Origin of the sequence: Clostridium brassicae (assembly GCF_026738875.1) — a bacterium.
GTDB lineage: Bacteria > Bacillota > Clostridia > Clostridiales > Clostridiaceae > Clostridium_H > Clostridium_H brassicae.
This window is the reverse complement of the sequence record NZ_JAPQFJ010000035.1, coordinates 1-19,418: the sequence shown is the minus strand read 5'-3', so window position 1 is coordinate 19,418 and position 19,418 is coordinate 1. Positions and strand designations below refer to the sequence as shown.

At 29.4% G+C, this 19,418-nt stretch carries 18 protein-coding genes, 1 tRNA gene, 1 rRNA gene and 1 riboswitch; of the genes, 16 read left to right on the top strand and 4 right to left on the bottom strand.

Annotated features, from left to right (window positions below):
- A 23S ribosomal RNA gene (locus tag OW729_RS18555) occupies positions 1 to 108 on the top strand; the annotation flags it as partial.
- Between the two features lie 109 nt (positions 109 to 217).
- Positions 218 to 292 (top strand) — tRNA-Asn (locus OW729_RS18550).
- A gap of 70 nt (positions 293 to 362) precedes the next feature.
- Here OW729_RS18550 and lgt read toward each other — a convergent pair.
- The gene (gene lgt / locus OW729_RS18545) at positions 363 to 1,130 is read right to left on the bottom strand and encodes a prolipoprotein diacylglyceryl transferase (protein ID WP_268063033.1); all 768 of its coding nucleotides are present in this window, start codon (positions 1,128 to 1,130) and stop codon (positions 363 to 365) included.
- Between the two features lie 5 nt (positions 1,131 to 1,135).
- The gene (locus OW729_RS18540; protein WP_268063032.1) at positions 1,136 to 1,984 is read right to left on the bottom strand and encodes a ComEC/Rec2 family competence protein; all 849 of its coding nucleotides are present in this window, start codon (positions 1,982 to 1,984) and stop codon (positions 1,136 to 1,138) included.
- Between the two features lie 233 nt (positions 1,985 to 2,217).
- On the opposite strand from OW729_RS18540, the gene OW729_RS18535 reads away from it, so the two are divergent.
- The 13 genes from OW729_RS18535 to OW729_RS18475 all read left to right on the top strand — a co-directional run bounded on the left by OW729_RS18535 (position 2,218) and on the right by OW729_RS18475 (position 18,060).
- Positions 2,218 to 2,925, top strand: a complete 708-nt coding sequence (locus tag OW729_RS18535; protein ID WP_268063031.1) for a lysophospholipid acyltransferase family protein — start codon at positions 2,218 to 2,220, stop codon at positions 2,923 to 2,925.
- Between the two features lie 427 nt (positions 2,926 to 3,352).
- Entirely contained in the window at positions 3,353 to 5,272 is a 1,920-nt protein-coding gene (locus tag OW729_RS18530; protein WP_268063030.1) for an aconitate hydratase, read from the top strand.
- Positions 5,273 to 5,453: 181 nt separating this feature from the next.
- On the top strand, positions 5,454 to 6,455 hold the full coding sequence (locus tag OW729_RS18525) for an isocitrate/isopropylmalate dehydrogenase family protein (protein WP_268063029.1): 1,002 nt from the start codon (positions 5,454 to 5,456) through the stop codon (positions 6,453 to 6,455).
- 328 nt (positions 6,456 to 6,783) lie between these two features.
- Positions 6,784 to 8,814 carry a methyl-accepting chemotaxis protein gene (locus tag OW729_RS18520; protein ID WP_268063028.1) on the top strand — a complete coding sequence of 677 codons (2,031 nt, stop codon included), beginning with the start codon at positions 6,784 to 6,786 and terminating at the stop codon, positions 8,812 to 8,814.
- Between the two features lie 299 nt (positions 8,815 to 9,113).
- Entirely contained in the window at positions 9,114 to 9,920 is an 807-nt protein-coding gene (locus OW729_RS18515; RefSeq protein WP_268063027.1) for an ABC transporter substrate-binding protein, read from the top strand.
- A gap of 33 nt (positions 9,921 to 9,953) precedes the next feature.
- Positions 9,954 to 10,601 carry an amino acid ABC transporter permease gene (locus OW729_RS18510; protein ID WP_268063026.1) on the top strand — a complete coding sequence of 216 codons (648 nt, stop codon included), beginning with the start codon at positions 9,954 to 9,956 and terminating at the stop codon, positions 10,599 to 10,601.
- A gap of 14 nt (positions 10,602 to 10,615) precedes the next feature.
- The gene (locus OW729_RS18505) at positions 10,616 to 11,350 is read left to right on the top strand and encodes an amino acid ABC transporter ATP-binding protein (protein ID WP_326498388.1); all 735 of its coding nucleotides are present in this window, start codon (positions 10,616 to 10,618) and stop codon (positions 11,348 to 11,350) included.
- 210 nt (positions 11,351 to 11,560) lie between these two features.
- The gene (locus OW729_RS18500; protein WP_268063025.1) at positions 11,561 to 12,289 is read left to right on the top strand and encodes an AzlC family ABC transporter permease; all 729 of its coding nucleotides are present in this window, start codon (positions 11,561 to 11,563) and stop codon (positions 12,287 to 12,289) included.
- Entirely contained in the window at positions 12,282 to 12,584 is a 303-nt protein-coding gene (locus tag OW729_RS18495) for an AzlD domain-containing protein (protein ID WP_268063024.1), read from the top strand. Before OW729_RS18500 ends, OW729_RS18495 begins: the two co-directional genes overlap by 8 nt.
- A gap of 249 nt (positions 12,585 to 12,833) precedes the next feature.
- Positions 12,834 to 14,030: an argininosuccinate synthase gene (locus OW729_RS18490; RefSeq protein WP_268063023.1), complete on the top strand. Its 1,197-nt coding sequence runs from the start codon at positions 12,834 to 12,836 to the stop codon at positions 14,028 to 14,030.
- 177 nt (positions 14,031 to 14,207) lie between these two features.
- Complete coding sequence (gene argH / locus OW729_RS18485; RefSeq protein ID WP_268063022.1) at positions 14,208 to 15,524, top strand: argininosuccinate lyase; 1,317 nt, start codon at positions 14,208 to 14,210, stop codon at positions 15,522 to 15,524.
- Between the two features lie 58 nt (positions 15,525 to 15,582).
- Positions 15,583 to 15,759: riboswitch (Lysine riboswitch) on the top strand.
- A 147-nt stretch (positions 15,760 to 15,906) separates the two neighbouring features.
- Positions 15,907 to 17,655 carry a Na+/H+ antiporter NhaC family protein gene (locus OW729_RS18480; RefSeq protein WP_268063021.1) on the top strand — a complete coding sequence of 583 codons (1,749 nt, stop codon included), beginning with the start codon at positions 15,907 to 15,909 and terminating at the stop codon, positions 17,653 to 17,655.
- Positions 17,656 to 17,928: 273 nt separating this feature from the next.
- The gene (locus OW729_RS18475; protein ID WP_268063020.1) at positions 17,929 to 18,060 is read left to right on the top strand and encodes a hypothetical protein; all 132 of its coding nucleotides are present in this window, start codon (positions 17,929 to 17,931) and stop codon (positions 18,058 to 18,060) included.
- Positions 18,061 to 18,175: 115 nt separating this feature from the next.
- Here OW729_RS18475 and OW729_RS18470 read toward each other — a convergent pair whose 3' ends face one another.
- The gene (locus OW729_RS18470) at positions 18,176 to 18,343 is read right to left on the bottom strand and encodes a hypothetical protein (protein ID WP_268063019.1); all 168 of its coding nucleotides are present in this window, start codon (positions 18,341 to 18,343) and stop codon (positions 18,176 to 18,178) included.
- Between the two features lie 437 nt (positions 18,344 to 18,780).
- On the opposite strand from OW729_RS18470, the gene OW729_RS18465 reads away from it, so the two are divergent.
- A complete protein-coding gene (locus OW729_RS18465; RefSeq protein WP_268063018.1) occupies positions 18,781 to 19,164 on the top strand; it encodes a response regulator in 384 nt (127 codons plus the stop codon).
- Between the two features lie 108 nt (positions 19,165 to 19,272).
- Here the strand turns inward: OW729_RS18465 and OW729_RS18460 are convergent, their stop codons facing one another.
- Positions 19,273 to 19,383: a MetS family NSS transporter small subunit gene (locus tag OW729_RS18460; protein WP_268063017.1), complete on the bottom strand. Its 111-nt coding sequence runs from the start codon at positions 19,381 to 19,383 to the stop codon at positions 19,273 to 19,275.
- Positions 19,384 to 19,418 lie beyond the last annotated feature (35 nt).

Sequence of the window (19,418 nt, the reverse complement as noted above, 5' to 3'; positions counted from 1 at the left end):
AGCGTAAGCTAGTAAGACCCCTGGAAGACTACCAGGTTGATAGGTCAGAGGTGTAAGCGTGGTAACATGTTAAGCTGACTGATACTAATAGGTCGAGGGCTTGATCAAATAAAAGTAACCAGTGACTCTAGGTAATTGGTTACGATCGAACATCACTGTGCAATTTTGAAAGAATAAATCTTTCAATGGTGACTAAATACTAGTTACTGGAGAATGTTCCGCGGTAGCTCAATGGTGGAGCACTCGGCTGTTAACCGATAGGTTGGAGGTTCGAGTCCTCTCCGCGGAGCCATTTTTATTTTTTTGGAATATTTAATGCTAAAAGCATTTGTAAATAAAAAAATCAGTCTATAATAATTTTATTATAGACTGATTTTTTTATGGTGATTTTTTAAAATTAACAACGTAGTACCTATAATAATAAGTATTAAACTCATTATTTGAGCCATTCTAAGATGTCCAATCATTAAACTATCTGTCCTAAGACCCTCAATAAAGAATCTTCCTACAGAATAAAGAATAATATATAAATAAAAAATGGATCCATTTTTCAACCTCTTTCTACTTAGGTATATAAGTATAATAAAAATACATATATCCCATAAAGATTCATATAAAAAGGTTGGATGATAATAGGAACCATCTATAAACATACCTTTTTGTATAAACTTAGGAAAGTGAGATATAAATTCTTTTGAAACAATACCTCCATGAGCTTCCGAATTAAAAAAATTTCCCCAACGACCTATTCCTTGGGCTAATATGAAGGAAGGTGATATTAGGTCTAATAGCTGTAAGTAATTAATTTTTTTATGTTTACATATAAAGTATGTACTTAAAATAGCTCCTAATATTCCTCCATGTATGGCAAGTCCGCCACCTCTAATATTTAATATTTCTAAGGGATTACCATTATAATATGACCAATTAAATATTACATAGTACAACCTAGCAGATAAAACTGATATTGGCAGACTGATTATGAAGATATCGGTTATTACATCAAAAGAGATATCATATATATCGCTTTGTATGTATGCAATCCAAAGTCCTAAGATCATCCCTATGCTGATTAATATACCATACCAACGAACTTCTATTCCTAATAATTTAAATGCAATTGGATTCAATAATACTACCTCCTTGTTATTTTTGTGCCATCACTTTGTAGAACTATTGTACCATCTAAATCAGTTCTATATAATAATATTTTCTTATTTTTTAATTTATTTAAAGTTTCTTTATGAGGATGATCATAATCATTTCCCTTACCACAACTAACAATAGCTACCTTAGGACTAATCTCATCTAAAAATTTGTTGGATGTAGATGAGTTACTTCCGTGATGTCCCAATTTTAAAACATCTGATTTTATGTCAAAGCCATTTTTAAAAATTTCTTCTTCGCTATGAGATTCAGCATCACCAGTAAACAAGAAACTAGTATTTTTATAAATTAATTTTATTACTATTGAATAATTATTAATATTATCATAATAAGTGTTGTTAGGAGCTACTATAAAGCATTTTACATCTTTAGCTAGGTCTATATTTTGTCCTGATTTAGCAGGCGTAATTTTTATGTTTTTTTTATTTAGAGCTGATAACATATTTCTGAATGATAAGGAATTTGAAGTTGCTTTAGGTGCATAGAAATTATCTATAGAAAAATTATTTATTATAGAACTCATGCCGCCTATATGATCTTCGTGAGGATGAGTTGCTATAATATAGTCTAGTTTAGTTACTTTATGTTTTTTTAAATATGAACTAACTGAAGCTGATTTAGTACCTGCATCAATAAGCATATTTTTATTATTTATTTGTATTAAAATAGAATCACCTTGCCCTACATTTATATAATGAATTGTTAACTTATATTTGGGATCAATTAATGAATTAGTGCTAGTTATACATGAAGTTAAAATAAAGATTAAACTTGCACAGATGATCAAAATTTTATGAATTTTTATTTTACACTTCATTTACTCACCTTCTTTAATAAAATAATATTTAAAACATACATTATTTAATTATTATTGCAATAAAGGGATAATTTATAAGTAATTACTTAAAATAATTAATATTTAATAAATTTTCATATGATTACACCTAGAGACTAACTAAGAGTAGTAGATTTTGAAATAATTAGTTGAATATAAAATTGTCAAATATTATAATAGAAGTTGCACTAATTATATTGGAAAGGAAGATTGAAATGAAATCCATAGTATTGTATATATATTTTGTATTTTATATGATAGGAATTAGTTTTAAAAGAATAAAGTTAAATTATTTAAAGAAGCATAAAGGAGAAAAAGCTGCACAGGAATACATTTATCTAGCTGCTAGTAAATGGGCTAAACATATACTTAAAATAGTTGGTGTCAAAGTTGAGTGTGAGGGATTAGAGAATATCCCAAGTGAAGCATGTTGTTTTATATCTAATCACCAAGGTAATTTTGACTTTATAGCAATAATGGCAACAATAGACAAGCCTATTGGTTTCATTGCTAAAAAAGAGATGCAAAAACTAAAAATACTTTCAGTATGGATGAAAGACCTAAAATGTGTATTTATAGATAGAAATAATATTAGAGAATCTCTTAAAGCAATAAATGAAGGAGCAGAGAATTTAAAGAAAGGGAATTCAATGCTCATATTTCCAGAGGGTACAAGAAGTAAGAGTAAAAATTTAGGAGAATTTAAAAAGGGAAGTTTAAAAATGGCTTTGAAGGCAAAAGCGCCTATCGTTCCTATTACCGTTGATGGAAGTTATAAAATTTTTGAGGATCACAATGGTTGGCTTAGAAAGGGTACTATTAGGCTAGTAGTAGATAAGCCTATTTATCCTGATGAATTACCTAGAGAAGAACAAAAAAACTTAACAGAGATTATAAGAAATGAGATAGAAAAAAATTTATAATTGTATAGCGAAATAAAATAAAAAACCGGGATTAGTTCCTGGTTTTTTATTTTAAACTATTTAGAGTTAGGGCAGGATGTTTTAAAATGATATATTATTATCTAGTGAGATTAGGAGACTTATTTAAAATTGTAGAAACTAGTATATTGAGCAAAGAATATGAAGTATGGAGGAAAAAATAATTTTCATAAAAATGAATAATCAATGATCTGATATTGCAAAAAAACTTTACTGTAGTTTGATGCATATGATATAATGATGTATATTTATATAAAGTTAAAGTGTCAACTTTAATGAAAAAACTACTTTTGAAGAAAATAGTATAAAAAATTTCATAAACATTAATATTAATAGTTATTTATGGATTAATATAATATAAAACTTTAAGTAAGTATAATTATAAAATTTTATAGGGGGCTAAATAATTATGGGATTCAATATTGTAGAAAAAATACTAAAAAATCATTTAGTAGTTGGAGAAATGAAAAAAGGAAGGGAAATTGGAATTAGAATAGATCAGACATTGACTCAAGATTCTACAGGAACAATGGCGTATCTTCAATTTGAAGCGTTAGGAGTAGAGAAAGTTAAAACGAAACGATCAGTGGCTTATATAGATCATAATATGCTTCAAACAGGGCCAGAAAATGCAGATGACCATAAATATATTCAAACAGTTGCTAAAAAGCATGGTATATATTTTTCTAAACCAGGTAATGGTATATGCCATCAAGTGCATTTAGAAAGGTTTGGAGTACCTGGTGAAACTCTTTTAGGTTCAGATAGCCATACACCTACAGGTGGAGGAATAGGCATGCTGGCTATTGGAGCTGGTGGATTAGATGTAGCTGTTGCTATGGGTGGAGGAGAGTATTACATAAAATGTCCACAAGTTATAAAAGTTAATTTGATTGGAAAACTAAATGCTTGGGTTACAGCAAAAGATATAATCCTTGAACTTTTAAGACGTCTTACAGTAAAGGGAGGAGTAAATAAAGTTTTTGAATATGCGGGAGATGGAGTTAAAGCTTTATCTGTTCCAGAAAGAGCAACTATTACAAATATGGGTGCAGAACTTGGAGCTACAACATCTGTATTTCCAAGTGATGAAGTTACAAAGGAATTTTTAAAAGCTCAGAATAGAGAAGATGACTTTATTGAATTAAAACCTGATGAAGATGCTTTTTATGATGACGTAGTTGAAATAAATTTAAATGAGTTAGAACCTTTAATTGCTTGTCCACATAGTCCTGACAATGTAGTTAAGGTGTCAGATCTTAAAAATGTAAAAGTAGATCAAGTAACTATAGGAAGTTGTACTAATTCTTCCTATGTGGATATGATGAAGGTTGCTAATATATTAGATGGAAACACAGTTCATGAAGATGTTTCTTTAGTAATTGGACCAGGTTCCAAGCAAGTACTGAATATGATTGCTGAAAATGGTGCTTTATCAAAAATGATTGCATCAGGAGCTAGAATAATAGAAAGTGGTTGCGGACCATGTATAGGTATGGGACAATCGCCAGCAAATAATACAGTTTCATTAAGAACTATTAATAGAAATTTTGAGGGAAGATGTGGAACAGTATCAGCAGGAGTTTATCTTGTAAGCCCTGAAACGGCAGCAGTTTCTGCTATAAAAGGATACATTACTGATCCTAGAGAATTTGGAGAAGAAATAAAGGTTGATGTTCCAAAGGAATTTTTAATAAATGATAATTTGATAGTGAAGCCAGCTGAGAATGCTAGTGATGTAGAAGTAATAAGAGGACCTAACATTAAACCATTCCCTTTGGCAGAAGTATTAAAAGAAAGTGTAGAAGGAAAAGTATTAATAAAGGTTGGCGATAATATAACAACAGACCATATAATGCCTTCTAATGCGAAACTATTACCATTTAGGTCTAATATACCGTATCTATCAGATTATTGTTTAGCTCCTTGTAATCCAGAGTTTTCTAAGAGGGCTGAGGAAAATAGTGGTGGATTTATTCTTGGAGGAGAAAATTATGGGCAAGGTTCAAGTAGAGAGCATGCAGCTTTAGCTCCACTATATCTTGGAATTAAAGCGGTATTTGCAAAATCTTTTGCAAGAATACATATGGCAAATCTTATAAATAACGGGATAATGCCATTAGTTTTTAAAAATCCTAGTGATTATGATAATATAGATGAATTTGATGAAATCATTATGGAGGATACAGTTAACAGTGTTGAAAAAGGAGAAGTTATGATTAAAAACAAGACAAAGGGAATGACTTATTCAATGAAGTTAGAGGTATCAGATAGGCAAAAGGAAATGCTAATTAAAGGAGGACTTATCAATTCAATAAGAAACAAATAAAAATTATATTGGGTAGAGATTTTATTTGGCATCATATTAACAATATAAGATTTCAAGAAATTTAAATAATTTATATAACTTTTAATTATTATATAAATTTATTGTAAATTAACAAGTTATTAAATAATGCAAATTTTAGTAGGTGCAGTATTTAATGACAAACTATTAAGGGGGTACAATAATGGCTTATAACATAACTTTAATACCTGGAGATGGGATTGGACCTGAAGTAATGGAGGCTGCAAAAAAGGTTATAGATAATAGTGGAGTAAAAATTAATTGGGAGGTAACTGATGCTGGAGCTAAGGTTATAAATGATTATGGAACTCCTCTTCCTGATTATGTAATAGACAGTATAAAAAAGAATAGGGTTGCTCTAAAAGGACCTGTAACTACTCCGGTTGGTAAGGGGTTTAGAAGTGTAAATGTAGGACTTAGGCAAGCACTTAATCTTTATGCTAATGTAAGGCCAGTAAAAACTTATGCTGGAGTACCTTCAAGATATGAAAATGTAGATCTTATTATAGTAAGAGAAAATACAGAAGATTTATATGCAGGCATTGAGCATAAGGTTGGAGAAGAGGCGGCAGAAAGTATAAAAATAATAACGAAAAAAGCAAGTGATAGGATAGTTGAATTTGCTTTTGATATTGCTGAAAAACAAAGAAGAAACAAGGTCACAGCAGTACACAAAGCTAATATTATGAAGTTGTCAGATGGACTTTTCTTAAAATGTGCTAGAGAAGTTGCGAATAGACATAAAGGAATTGAATTTTCTGATATGATAGTAGATGCTATGAGTATGAGACTTGTTCAAAGTCCAGAAAATTACGATGTGCTTGTTATGCCAAATTTATATGGCGATATATTATCTGATATGGCATCAGGTTTAGTAGGTGGACTTGGTGTAGTTCCAGGGGCTAATATAGGTGACAATATAGCAGTATTTGAGGCAGTTCATGGTTCTGCTCCAGATATAGCTGGAAAAAATATGGCGAATCCTACAGCAGCTATTTTAACAGGTGTAATGATGCTTAAATATTTAGAAGAATTTGAGGCAGCACAAAGAATAGATAGTGCAGTGGCAGAGGTTTTAAAAGAAGGGAAAGTTGTAACCTCTGACTTAGGAGGAAAGTCAACAACTACAGAATTTACAGAAGAGGTAATTAGTAAGTTAAAATAAATATTTAGAATACAAATTAAAATTTTAAGGAGAACTTATGGATTGTATAGATTTTTTATAATTTTAATGAAAGTATTCAAATAATAAGTTAATGAATAAAAAAGATTGTAGAGGGCCAAAAATCCTTTTATAATCTTTTTTTGTTATTGAATTTATTGGGAATTCTATACTAAAATAAACTAAACACTTTGAAATTACACATAAATACAATAGTTAAATATAATTAGTATAATTGTAATATTATTCAAAAAGTGATATAGTTTAAATAGTCATATTTTATAGAAAATTTTCATAGAATATTCAAAAACATAAAGGATGGTGGCTGAAAATGTCTAAAAAAAGATTATTAAAGTATAAATCTATAAAGGGGAAAGTACTTACTATTCCATTATTAATTATATTTATAATTGTAATGTTAACATCTATTTTAGCCATTTATATATCAAAAAGTAAATTATTAGTTCAAATACAGCAAGATGGTATAAATTTAGCGCAACAAGTATCAAATCAAATGGGAAAAAGTAATATGGCTATGGATACAGTAAATCAGTCTATAGAAGGACAAATAAGGGATTTAGGAAAATTTTTATCACAAAAACCTAATGAAATAAATAATGAATATTTAGTGGATATAGCTAAATGTTTTAATGTAGATGAAATAAATTTTGTAGACCAAAATGGAAACGTAATTTATTCTAATGTATCTTCAAGTATAGGAGCAGTTTTTGGACCAGATCATATATCATATTCTGTTATATCCGGTAAAAAGAATGAGCTTATGGAAAAGATAAGAAAGAGTAGGGAGACGAATAATTATTATAAATATGGCTATGTTATAAGACCTGGAGGAGGAATGATACAAGTAGGTATACTTGCAAATAAAGTTAATGAGCTGATGGTAAGTTTAGAGCCTCAGACCTTAGTAGAAGATATGATAAAGAATAAAAATATAGTTTACGCATGTTTTATAGATAAAAACTTAAAAGTTGTAGCTCATAGTGATAAAAAAATAAATAATCAAGTTTTAAATGATGATAGTATCAAAAATGTTATTCAAGAAGGAAAGGTTTATTCAGAAAAGTTAACATATGGGAAAGAGAATAAGGATGTTTATGACATAAAGGTTCCGGTTTATAAAAATGGAGTGCCTATTGGAGTTTTAGGGATAGGAGTATCTATGGAAAATGTAAGACAAGCTACGAATAAAATTATAGTTATAACAATAAGTATTGCTATTGTATGTTTTATAATATCAGCAATAATACTATATTCAATAGTAAAGAGTGTTATAAATCCATTGCAAAGACTTGCAGAAGCATCTAAAAAGATAGCTGATGGTGATCTTAATACTGTTAATGTAAATGTAAAATCAAATGATGAAATAGGTGTTCTTAGTGATAGTTTTGGATATATGTGCCATTGTCTTAGACATATAGTTGGAAGTATAAAAAGAGAGGCAGAAAAGACAAAAGGTATGTCAACTAACTTAACATCTAATGCGAAAGAGATTACATCAGCATCAAATGAGGTGGCTGTTGCAATACAGGAAGTAACAAAGGGAGCTTCTAATCAAGCTAATAATCTAGTAGAAACAGTAAAATATATGCAAGATTTAACAAAGGAGATAACTAATGTAGAAAATAAACTGTTAATGGTAAAAGATAATTCAGATAAAGCAAAAAATGAAGCGGAAATAGGAAAAGATCAAATAGATGCTTTGTTAAAATCTATTGAAGAAGTTAAAACAGGTTTTAATGTTACAGTAAATACAATAAATAAACTAAACTCAAGTGTATCGCAAATAAGTAATATAACTTATACTATAAATGAAATTTCAGATCAGACTAATCTTTTAGCGCTTAATGCAGCAATAGAAGCAGCTAGAGCGGGGCAACTAGGAAAAGGCTTTGCTGTAGTAGCAGATGAGATAAAAAAACTTGCAGATCAATCAAAACAATCAACGGAACAAATACAGGAATTAGTTGAATCTATAATTAATGAAACAGGGAATGTAATAAACAATTCAAGTGAAGTTAAGGGATTAGTAGAGAATCAAATGAATACAGTATTAGAGAATGTAGAGTGTTTTGAAAAAATATTAAAATCCATAGAGGCTGTAGTTCCACTTATTGACGAAACCTACTCATCACTTTATAAAACAAAAAAATCAAATGAAATAGTTTCTGATAAAATAAGAGAAATATCAGCTATTGCTGAAGAAACTTCTGCATCTTCTGAAGAAATATCATCATCTTCTGAGGAAATGCTTGCAAATTCAGAGGAAGTATCAAGTTTGGCTTTGAAACTTAGTGAGGTTGCAATAGGACTAAATGATGAAACAAATAAGTTTAAACTATAATAAAATGAATAAAAGATGTTTAAAGACTTGTAGGGAAGTACCTATGAGTCTTTATTTTTTATTAGATGTTCTATCGCCAATAGTATTTAAATTCTAAATATGATGTGAATAAATAAAACTTATAGCACTAGGCAATGACAAAATAAATATGTATATTTATAAAAATATATTGCATAAATATAAAAAATGTTATATAATCATTACATCAAAAGAGTGTGAAATGTTTTATGAATATCTTTAATTACGGATTGATTAGATAAAAATCTAAGGGGTATTAAAAAATAGGGGGTTGAATAAATATGAAAAAAATAAGTGCTATTGTTTTGAGTGTAGTGTTAGGTGCGTCTTTATTTGTAGGATGTGGGAATTCTAAATCTAAAGAAAATGATTCGAAGACTGTTAATTCTATGGAAGCAATAAAAAAGGCTGGGGTAATTAAAATAGGTTTAGATGATTCATATCCCCCAATGGAATTTAGAGATGAAAAAAATAATCTTGTTGGTTTTGATATAGAACTTGCCAACCAATTAGGAAAAGAGCTTGGAGTTAAAGTAGAATTTGTTACAACAGAATGGAAAGGAATTTTATTAGCTCTCCAATCAGGAAAATTTGATGCTATAATTTCTGGACTTAGTATTACAGACGAAAGAAAAAAATCTATAGATTTTTCAGAGCCATATGTTATGGGAGGTCAAGTTATTGCAGTTAAGAAAGGAAATACTTCAATAAAAAAATTAGATGACTTAAAAGGAAAGATTCTTGCATGTCAAATGGGATCTACAGGACATAAAGCAGCAGAAAAAATCCAAGGATTAAAACAAGTAAAACCATATGACAAGATAACGGAAGCTTTTACCGAGTTATCAATAGGAAGAATAGATGCTGTAATAATGGATGCTCAAGTAGGAGGATACTACCTATCTAAAAACCCAGGAAAATTTGAAGTGTTAAAAGAAAAGGTTAGTGAAGAGCCAATGGGAATAGGATTTAAGAAAGATAACAAGGAGTTAAAAGAAGCTGTTCAAAAGGCTATTAATAATTTGAAAACTAATGGAACTTTATCTAAGTTATCAGTAAAATGGTTTGGATTCGATGCATATAAATAAAAATTTGCATAGGATGCGAAAGGAGAAAGTGTAGTGGATATAAATGTTTTAAAAGAAATGCTCCCCATATTGTTAAAGGGGAGTATTATGACAATAGAACTTACTGTAATATCAGTTATTTTAGGTAGCGTAATAGGTATTTTTATATCATTATTAAAATTAAGTCATTTTAAAGTTATATCTAAAATAGCATCTTTCTATACTTGGTTACTAAGAGGAACGCCAATGCTTTTACAACTATTTGCTTTTTATTATGGATTACCTTTTGTAGGAGTAGAACTTGATCCTATGCAGGCGGCTATAATTGGATTGAGTTTGAATTCTGGAGCATATATGGCTGAAATAATAAGGGGAGGAATTATTTCTATAGATAAGGGACAGTTTGAAGCATGTAAAGCACTAGGTTTTACTTATATGCAAACTATGAAAAGAGTAATTTTGCCTCAGACATTTAAAAATATTATTCCAGCTGTAGGCAATGAATTTATAACAATGCTTAAAGATACATCTTTAGTTTCTGTAATAGCAATGACGGAACTGATGAGAACTGCACAACTACAACTATCTGCCACAGCAAGACCTGTAGAAGCGTTGTTTATAACAGGGGTATTATATCTTCTTATGACAACCATATTTACAACTATTTTTGGCGGATTCGAAAAGAAATTATCGGTATATTAATTGAGGTGCTTTATATGAATATGATTGAGGTAAAAAATCTTACGAAAAAGTTTGGAGACAATATAGTTTTTAAAAATTTAAATATAAGTGTGGAAAAGGGAGAAGTTTTGGTAATTATTGGGCCATCTGGATCTGGAAAAAGTACTTTTTTAAGATGTTTAAACCATCTTGAAATACCAGATGATGGAGAGGTTTTTGTAGAAGGAGAAAAGTTAGATGGAAAGAATAAGAAGAGAATGAGAGAAATCATTGAAAAAATGGGAATGGTTTTTCAAAATTTTAACTTATTTCCTCATATGACAGTTGAACAAAATATTATAGAAGGTCCTATTACTGTTAAAAAAGAAAATAAAAACATAGTTATTGAAAGAGCTAAGAAACTATTAAACAAAGTGGGATTAGAAGACAAGAAGGATGTTTATCCATCTAAGCTTTCTGGAGGGCAAAAGCAAAGGGTAGCTATTGCAAGAGCTTTAGCCATGGAGCCAGATTTAATGCTATTTGATGAGCCAACATCAGCATTAGATCCTGAGCTAGTTGGAGAAGTTTTAAATGTTATGAAAGAGCTTGCAAAGGAAGGTATGACTATGGTAGTTGTCACACATGAAATGGGATTTGCAAGAGAAGTTGCTAATAGAGTTATTTTTATGGATGATGGAAAAATTGTAGAAGAAGGAGCTCCAGAGGAAATATTCAATAATCCTAAAGAAGAAAGAACTAAGATATTTTTAAACAAAGTGTTCAAATAAAAAATACTGGTGAAAATCAGTGTTTTTTATTTTTAATAAAATTAAAGTATAGATTTTAAGAGTATTCACTTTACATTTAGGACAATATACAGTATCTTAGATGATGAAAATGATTTCATAAAAAGTGAATATATATGTAGAAATTAATATTTATTTAAAATATAATCTAAGTAATAAAACATTAGTCGTGATTTTAATGGGGGGAATTAAATGGAGACAGGGATTTGTATTGAAAATAAAAAGAATTTTAAACAAGGAATAAAAGAAGGTGTTCCTATATTTATGGGATATTTTCCCATAGCTTTAACTTTTGGGTTAATTGCCAAAGCTTCTGGATTACATGGTGGCTTAGCTGTAGTAATGGCTTTTACCAATTTTTCTGGAGCTTCTCAGTTTATTGGAGTCAGTATGTTAGCTCAAGGAAGTGGAATAGGTAATATAATTTTAACTACTTTTATGATTAATGCTAGATATCTACTCATGTCTTTTTGTGTTGCAAATAAATTAAGTAGTTCTACTAAAAAGAAGATAAAAGGTTTATTAGCTTTTGGCCTTACCGATGAAGTTTTTGTAGTATCTATGACAAAGGATGAATTGGAACCATCTTTTATGTTTGGAGTACAATTTATTTCTCATATAGGATGGGTAGGAGGAACATTAACAGGAGTAATTTTGGCTAACATATTACCTAAATCAGTCTCTGGTAGTATTGGTATTGCAATTTACATTATGTTTTTAGGACTACTTTTGCCTGCTATTAAGGGATCAATGAAAATAGCTATAGTTTCAATTATTGCTATGATTATAAGCTCTATTATATATTGGGTTCCATTTTTAAATAAGATTTGTGGCAATTGGAGAATAGTTATAACAATAATCTTAGCGTCTCTCATAGGTGCAAAATTTATTCCAATAGAAGAAGGTGTATGTGATGAATAAAGTACTCATAATTATATTATTTGCAGCTATAGTAACTTACCTTACAAGAGCTGTACCACTACTTTTACATAAGGAAAATAAGCTGAATAAGTTTTTTGATTCATTTTTAAAATATATTCCATATGCCGCCTTAAGTGGATTATTATTTCCAGAAATACTTTATTCTACTGGAAAGATGATTACTGCAGTAATCGGAGGAACATTTGCAAGTATATTACTTTTGAAAAAACAAAATATGATTATTGTAGTTGTAGGTACAATATTATTAGTATATGTGTTAAATTTATATTTATAAAATTTGTATAGTATAAGTTTCAATAAAGTCCACCTGAATAAAGGTGGATTTTTTATATGAAAAAACCATGTATATTTATAAAAACATATTGCATAAATATAAATAGTGTTATATAATCATACCATAGTAACAAACAGATATGTGTGTATTGTGGTGATTTGAATAAAAAACACATGCATAGTATATGTATAAAAATAAAAAAACAAGATAAGTAAAATTAAAAATAATAGTAATTAGGGGGTTTTATATATGAAAGATAAAGTTGTTTTAGCATATTCAGGAGGATTAGATACATCAATAATAATTCCATGGTTAAAGGAGAATTATGATTTAGAAGTAATTGCATGTTGTGTAAATGTTGGTCAAGATGAAGATCTTGATGGGGTAGAAGCAAAGGCATTAAAATCTGGAGCAGAAAAGGCATATGTAGAAGATGTAACAAATGAATTTGTAGAAGAATATATATTCAAAGGGCTTAAAGCAAATGCTACTTATGAAGGAAAGTATCTATTAGGAACATCTTTTGCAAGACCATTAATAGCTAAAAAATTGGTAGAGATAGCTCACAAGGAAGGAGCAAAATATATTTGTCATGGATGTACAGGAAAAGGAAATGATCAAGTTAGATTTGAAGTGGCTATAGCATCAATAGACCCAGCAATACAAATAATTGCTCCTTGGAGAATTTGGGATATAAAATCAAGAGAAGATGCTATTGATTATGCAAATGCAAATGGAATAGAAGTTCCTGTAACAAAGGAAAAGATATATTCAAGAGATAGAAATATATGGCATATAAGTCATGAGGGTGGAGACCTAGAAAACTTAAAAAATGAACATAAATTAGACATGTATCTTATGGTAACCCCTCCGGAACAGGCTAAGGATGAAGTTACTTATGTAGAAATATATTTTGAAAGTGGAGTACCAAAAAAAGTGGATGGAAAAGATTTAACTCCTGTAGAGATAGTTCAAGTGCTAAATAAACTAGGAGCTGAAAATGGTATAGGTGTTATAGACCTTCTTGAAAATAGACTTGTAGGAATGAAATCAAGAGGAGTTTATGAAACTCCAGGTGGAACTATTTTATACGAAGCTCATAAGGAGTTAGAGCATTTAACTTTAGATAAAGATACTTTCCAATTTAAACAAATGATTTCACAAAAATACGGCGAGCTAGTTTATAATGGATTATGGTTTACAAAACTTAAGGATTCTTTAGATGCTTTTGTAGATACAACTCAACAAAATGTAACAGGCAATGTAAAGCTAAAACTTTATAAAGGAAATATAATGATAGCAGGTATGGAGTCACCTCATGCGCTATACGATGAGAGTATTTCATCTTTTGGAGCAAGTGATTTATATGACCATAAGGATGCAGAAGGATTTATTAAATTATTTGGTCTTCCAAGCAAGATTAATGCAATGATAAATAATAAATAGCAAATATAAAATAGAAAGCTATTATGTATGTAGTAGCAATATAATATAAAATTAAAAGTTATATATTGAAGGCTTTCTTGTCACAAGGAAAGCTTTCAGTTAATTATATGACTTTTGCAATTGATATGTAAATAAAAGTTTGGACTAGTTTCAAATATAATAAGAGAGGAAATTAATATGAAACTTTGGGGTGGAAGATTCAAGGATTCTGAAAGTAAGCTTATGGAGGACTTTAATAGTTCTTTAGGTTTTGATAAAAAATTATATTATGAAGATATTACTGGAAGTATAGCTCATGTAAAAATGCTTACTAAGTGTAACATATTGACTGAAGATGAATGTAATATAATAATAGAAGGACTTAAAGATATACTTTCAGATATAGAAGAAGGTTTATTAAAGTTAGAAGGAGACTATGAAGATATTCATAGTTTTATGGAAATAAATCTTATAAAAAAGGTTGGAGAAGTTGGTAAAAAACTTCATACAGCTAGAAGTAGAAATGATCAAATAGCTGTAGATATGAGGTTGTATTCTAAAAAGAAGGCCAATGAAGTAATTGAGGCTTTACATGAACTGCTTGTAATTGTTAAGAATCTAGGTGAAAAAAATCCACATATTATGCCAGGGTATACGCATCTTCAAAGGGCACAAGTAGTAACATTTAAACACCACATGATGGCGTATTATAGTATGCTTTTAAGAGACAAAAAAAGAGTAGTAAATGCATTGGATATAATGGATGAAAGTCCTCTTGGTTGCTGCGCTTTAGCAGGTACTACTTATAATACGGATAGAGAGTTCACAGCTAAAGAGTTGGGCTTCAAGAAACCAGTAGATAATTTTATGGATGGTGTAAGTGATAGAGATTATTTACTTGAGCTTTTATCTTGCTTTTCTATAATAATGATGCACCTTAGCAGATTAAGTGAAGAGATAATTTTGTGGAGTAGCAAAGAATTTAGCTTTATACAAATAAGTGATGATTTTTCAACAGGAAGTAGTATAATGCCTCAAAAGAAAAATCCAGATGCAGCTGAGCTTATAAGAGGTAAAAGTGGTAGGGTTTACGGTGATTTAATGGGGTTGTTAACTACTATGAAGGGAATACCACTGGCATATAATAAAGATATGCAGGAAGATAAGGAACCTTTCTTTGATGGAGTTGATACTGTATTAAAGTGCCTTAAAGTTATGAGTGGAATGTTAAAAGGAATTAAAGTTAAAAAAGACAATATGTATAAAGCTGTAAAAAAAGGATTTTTAAATGCTACTGAGGCAGCGGATTACCTTGTGAATAAAGGTATGGCTTTTAGAGATGCTCATGGAGTTATAGGAGCAATAGTTATATATTGTGAAGAAAATGATAAAGCCATAGAAGATTTGACTACAGATGAACTTAAAAAGTTCTGCACTTTATTTGAAGAAGATATATATGAATTTATAGATTATAGTAACACACTAAATAGAGGAATAAAAAAAGAATTGCTGTAAAAAAATTGTTGACTGTATATACATGTTGATATATAATTAAGAAAAAGTGTATATCGGAGTTAGTGATAGAGGTGCAGTATTTAATAGTATTGTTGCGGAGGTAAGCACAATGATGCAACAAGAAAGGAAATATTGCCGAAGATTATAGTTAATGCTTTAAAACTATGTTCTGGGCTTGTATAAAATATATACAAGACTGTCACAAATATATTATTTGTGGAGGGCTATCATTCAACTTATTAGGTACTAATCTAAATTGTAATTTAGATTTTTATAGCCACTAGTATTTAATAAGCCTTGAGTGAATTGCTCAAGGCTTTTGTTTGTGTTTTTTTAGCTCTCTCTTCGATATAAACTTTAGTAAAAAATAGGGGGAGAAAAAATGAGAAATAAGAAATTATTCATTATTACTTTAGTTGCTTTTATGGCTTTATTTGCAACTACTGCATTAGCGGTTGATCCAAAGGTGGCAGAAGCAAATGCAAGTAAGTTTACATTTTGGACATTATTACCACCATTAATTTCTATAGTATTAGCTTTTATTACTAAAAATGTTGTTTTATCGTTATTTATAGGAGTATTTTCTGGTACATTTTTAATATCTTTAAATGATCATAGTGTTTTAGCTGCATTATTTCATGGATTTTTAAATGTTGTGAATCAAATATTAGGTTCCCTATCCGATCCTTGGAATGCAGGAATTATACTTCAATGTTTAACAATAGGAGGACTTATAGCTTTAATTACTAAAATGGGAGGAGCTAAAGCTGTTGCTGAAGCTTTATCTAAAAAAGCTAAAACTCCTGTTAGTGCTCAATTAATTACATGGTTTTTAGGAATTTGTGTATTCTTTGACGATTATGCCAATTCTCTTATAGTTGGGCCTATAATGAGACCAATTTCTGACAAAATGAAAATATCTAGAGAAAAATTATCTTTTATAATTGATGCTACAGCAGCGCCTATAGCAGGTATAGCTGTAATATCTACATGGGTAGGATACGAATTAAGTCTGATAAAAGATGGGTATGAATCAATAGGGCAACATGTTAGTGCTTATAACTTATTTGTTCAAACAATTCCTTATAGATTTTATAATATATTAATTCTTATATTTATTGTTTTTTCAGCTCTATTTTTAAGAGAATTTGGACCTATGTTAAAAGCTGAAAGAAGAGCTAGAACAACAGGAAAATTATTAGCCGATGGAGCTCAACCAATGGCTTCAGATAATGGTGAGGAAATGGAACCAAAAGAAGGAATACAATTAAGAGTGAGGAATGCATTAATTCCTATATTAGTTTTAATAATTGGGGCATTTTTGGGATTCTACTATAGTGGATATAATGCTATAATGGCGGATACAAAAGCAAATGCTGAAATAGTTGCTATGTTTAATCAAAGTCCAGTATCTTTTAGAGTAATTCAAGAATTTTTTGGAGCTTCTGATGCTAGTGTAGTTTTATTTCAAGCTGCATTACTTGCAAGCATTGTTGCAATTATAATGGGAATGTCTCAAAAGATATTTACATTAGGGGAAGCTGTAGATACATGGGTGAATGGAATGAAGTCCTTAATAATTACAGGTGTTATATTATTACTTGCTTGGTCATTAAGTAGTGTAATTAAAGAACTTGGAACAGCTAAATTTTTAGTATCTATATTATCAGGGAATATACCTCCATTTATATTGCCATCAATTATATTTGCATTAGCTGCGATTATATCTTTTGCTACTGGTACTTCTTATGGAACAATGGGTATATTAATGCCGCTTACAATACCTCTTGCTTTTGCTCTAAACCCAAGCCATTCTTATATGATTTGTGCTGTAAGTTCAGTTCTTACAGGAGCTATTTTTGGAGATCACTGCTCTCCGATATCGGATACAACTATTTTATCGTCTATGGGCTCAGCTTGTGATCATATAGATCATGTTAAAACTCAATTATATTATGCTTTAGTAGTTGCAGCTGTAGCGATTTTTGGAGGATATATTCCAATAGGATTAGGAATGCCTATATATATTGTTCTTCCAATAGATATTGTTTTAATTGGTTTAATAGTTAGATTTGTAGGAAAACCAATTGAATGTGATGAAGCTGTATTAACAGAAGAAAGAATTTCTTAAAATAACAAAGAGCTATCTGAGAGTAAAACCTTATTTTCAGACAGCTCTTTTAAATATAGTTAATAATATAGCAAAATTAAGTTTAAGTAAGTCATAAAGATAATATTGACTATATAGCCATATTAAATAACCTATATTGGCAAATAAGAGATAATATACAAGAATGTGTTATTATATAATGTAAGAAAAATATAGGGGTATAGTTATGGAAAAAATTCATGTTTATCTAAAATATGTGGAATCGATAAGGAGCCAGGCATAGGCTATTTCCCAATGCAAGAAGTATATTGTCATAGACCTATTGATAAAGTGAGGATAGATTATATGAAGAAAGCTTTAGCTTATAATGTAGCTATATTTTATAAACTTTCTCAGCTTCTTAAAGAATCATTTAGAGTTGAATAGGAAATGATAGGTTCCGTAGGGTGTTTAATAATTTCAAGTAAAATAAATTATTAAACACCCTATTAGATTAATATTATATATTTAGGCTGCGCAAATCTAGATATTTTTATTTTAATTAGCTTACTTTCTTTAAGTCAGATGCTAAGTGCTTTGTTTCTATATTTTTAGTTTTGTAAGTTTTTGTGTTTGTAGGTGTTTCTGTAGCTTCATTACTTAAAGCAATTAAGGCAAATCCTAATAAATTAGCTAATCCTATTATTAAAAAAAATGTTTTATATACCATGTGAGTTCCTCCGTAGTTATGTTTTTTATCTATTTAGTAAGTTATTATGTTTCCATAAGTTTTTTATTTTTAACAGGACTAATTATATTATAAAAACTTTAAATTAGTAAATGTTCTAAATGGATGAAAAAATCACAAAATAGCGTTTACAATCCATAGAATACCGTTTACAAGTCTATGATTTTTAGAAAATCTATAAAAATATATTTTTTATACTCAACTTTTGAATAAATTTTAAAAGTTAATTTAAATTAGACAGATTGAATTAATATTTTAGAAATCAGCATAGATTTATCCATACAACATATATTATTTTAGCTTATTATGTGTTATATTTTTGTTATAATAAACGATATGTTTAGTGTGAGCTAAACATGATATTTATATTTTCATAATGGTGAATATTTGCTAGTAAGGAAAGAGGAGGGTGTAAAGCCATGAATAAAAGTAAGAAGGACATATTAGTTGTTGACGATTCTGAAAGTATTAGAAAGTTTGTCAGAATGATTTTAGAAAAATCAAATTATAACGTATTTGAGGCATGTAATGGTGAAGAGGGAATTGAAGTATATGAGAGAGTGGGGAATATCGATTTAATAATTACTGATATATATATGCCTAAAAAAACTGGTTTAGACCTTATAATAGAATTAAATAAGAGACATAAAGGTATAAAAATAATAGTGTTTTCAGATGGAGGAAAACATAATTTTTCAAATGAGTTAGGTGAATGTGAAGGGCTAGGAGCTACTTGTTTTATAAAGAAGGCTTTTATCAAAGACGAACTTGTAAATATGGTAAATAATATGTTTTTGGAATAATAAAATTTAAAATATTGAGCATAATTAAAATGAGTAAAAAAATAAGAAGCTGCGCAAGCTAACTCCCCCCAAGCCATGCGCAGCTTTTTATTTCTTTTAAAAATATATTTAATCTTTCTTTCTTTTTTCAGATTTTATTGCAGATGTTATACAGAATCCTAATCCACCATATAGTAACACTATACCACAAATAAGCATTATAATTGAACTAGTTTCCATCTATGGATTCACCTCCTGCGTTAACCTGTATAAAA

What these genes read in the sequence shown, in the direction of transcription:
- OW729_RS18540 (WP_268063032.1), bottom strand. Translation starts at nt 1,984, where the DNA reads ATGAAGTGTAAAATAAAAATTCATAAAATTTTGATCATCTGTGCAAGT.
- OW729_RS18535 (WP_268063031.1), top strand. Translation starts at nt 2,218, where the DNA reads ATGAAATCCATAGTATTGTATATATATTTTGTATTTTATATGATAGGA.
- OW729_RS18530 (WP_268063030.1), top strand. Translation starts at nt 3,353, where the DNA reads ATGGGATTCAATATTGTAGAAAAAATACTAAAAAATCATTTAGTAGTT.
- OW729_RS18525 (WP_268063029.1), top strand. Translation starts at nt 5,454, where the DNA reads ATGGCTTATAACATAACTTTAATACCTGGAGATGGGATTGGACCTGAA.
- OW729_RS18520 (WP_268063028.1), top strand. Translation starts at nt 6,784, where the DNA reads ATGTCTAAAAAAAGATTATTAAAGTATAAATCTATAAAGGGGAAAGTA.
- OW729_RS18515 (WP_268063027.1), top strand. Translation starts at nt 9,114, where the DNA reads ATGAAAAAAATAAGTGCTATTGTTTTGAGTGTAGTGTTAGGTGCGTCT.
- OW729_RS18505 (WP_326498388.1), top strand. Translation starts at nt 10,616, where the DNA reads ATGAATATGATTGAGGTAAAAAATCTTACGAAAAAGTTTGGAGACAAT.
- OW729_RS18500 (WP_268063025.1), top strand. Translation starts at nt 11,561, where the DNA reads ATGGAGACAGGGATTTGTATTGAAAATAAAAAGAATTTTAAACAAGGA.
- OW729_RS18495 (WP_268063024.1), top strand. Translation starts at nt 12,282, where the DNA reads ATGAATAAAGTACTCATAATTATATTATTTGCAGCTATAGTAACTTAC.
- OW729_RS18490 (WP_268063023.1), top strand. Translation starts at nt 12,834, where the DNA reads ATGAAAGATAAAGTTGTTTTAGCATATTCAGGAGGATTAGATACATCA.
- argH (WP_268063022.1), top strand. Translation starts at nt 14,208, where the DNA reads ATGAAACTTTGGGGTGGAAGATTCAAGGATTCTGAAAGTAAGCTTATG.
- OW729_RS18480 (WP_268063021.1), top strand. Translation starts at nt 15,907, where the DNA reads ATGAGAAATAAGAAATTATTCATTATTACTTTAGTTGCTTTTATGGCT.
- OW729_RS18475 (WP_268063020.1), top strand. Translation starts at nt 17,929, where the DNA reads ATGCAAGAAGTATATTGTCATAGACCTATTGATAAAGTGAGGATAGAT.
- OW729_RS18470 (WP_268063019.1), bottom strand. Translation starts at nt 18,343, where the DNA reads ATGGTATATAAAACATTTTTTTTAATAATAGGATTAGCTAATTTATTA.
- OW729_RS18465 (WP_268063018.1), top strand. Translation starts at nt 18,781, where the DNA reads ATGAATAAAAGTAAGAAGGACATATTAGTTGTTGACGATTCTGAAAGT.
- OW729_RS18460 (WP_268063017.1), bottom strand. Translation starts at nt 19,383, where the DNA reads ATGGAAACTAGTTCAATTATAATGCTTATTTGTGGTATAGTGTTACTA.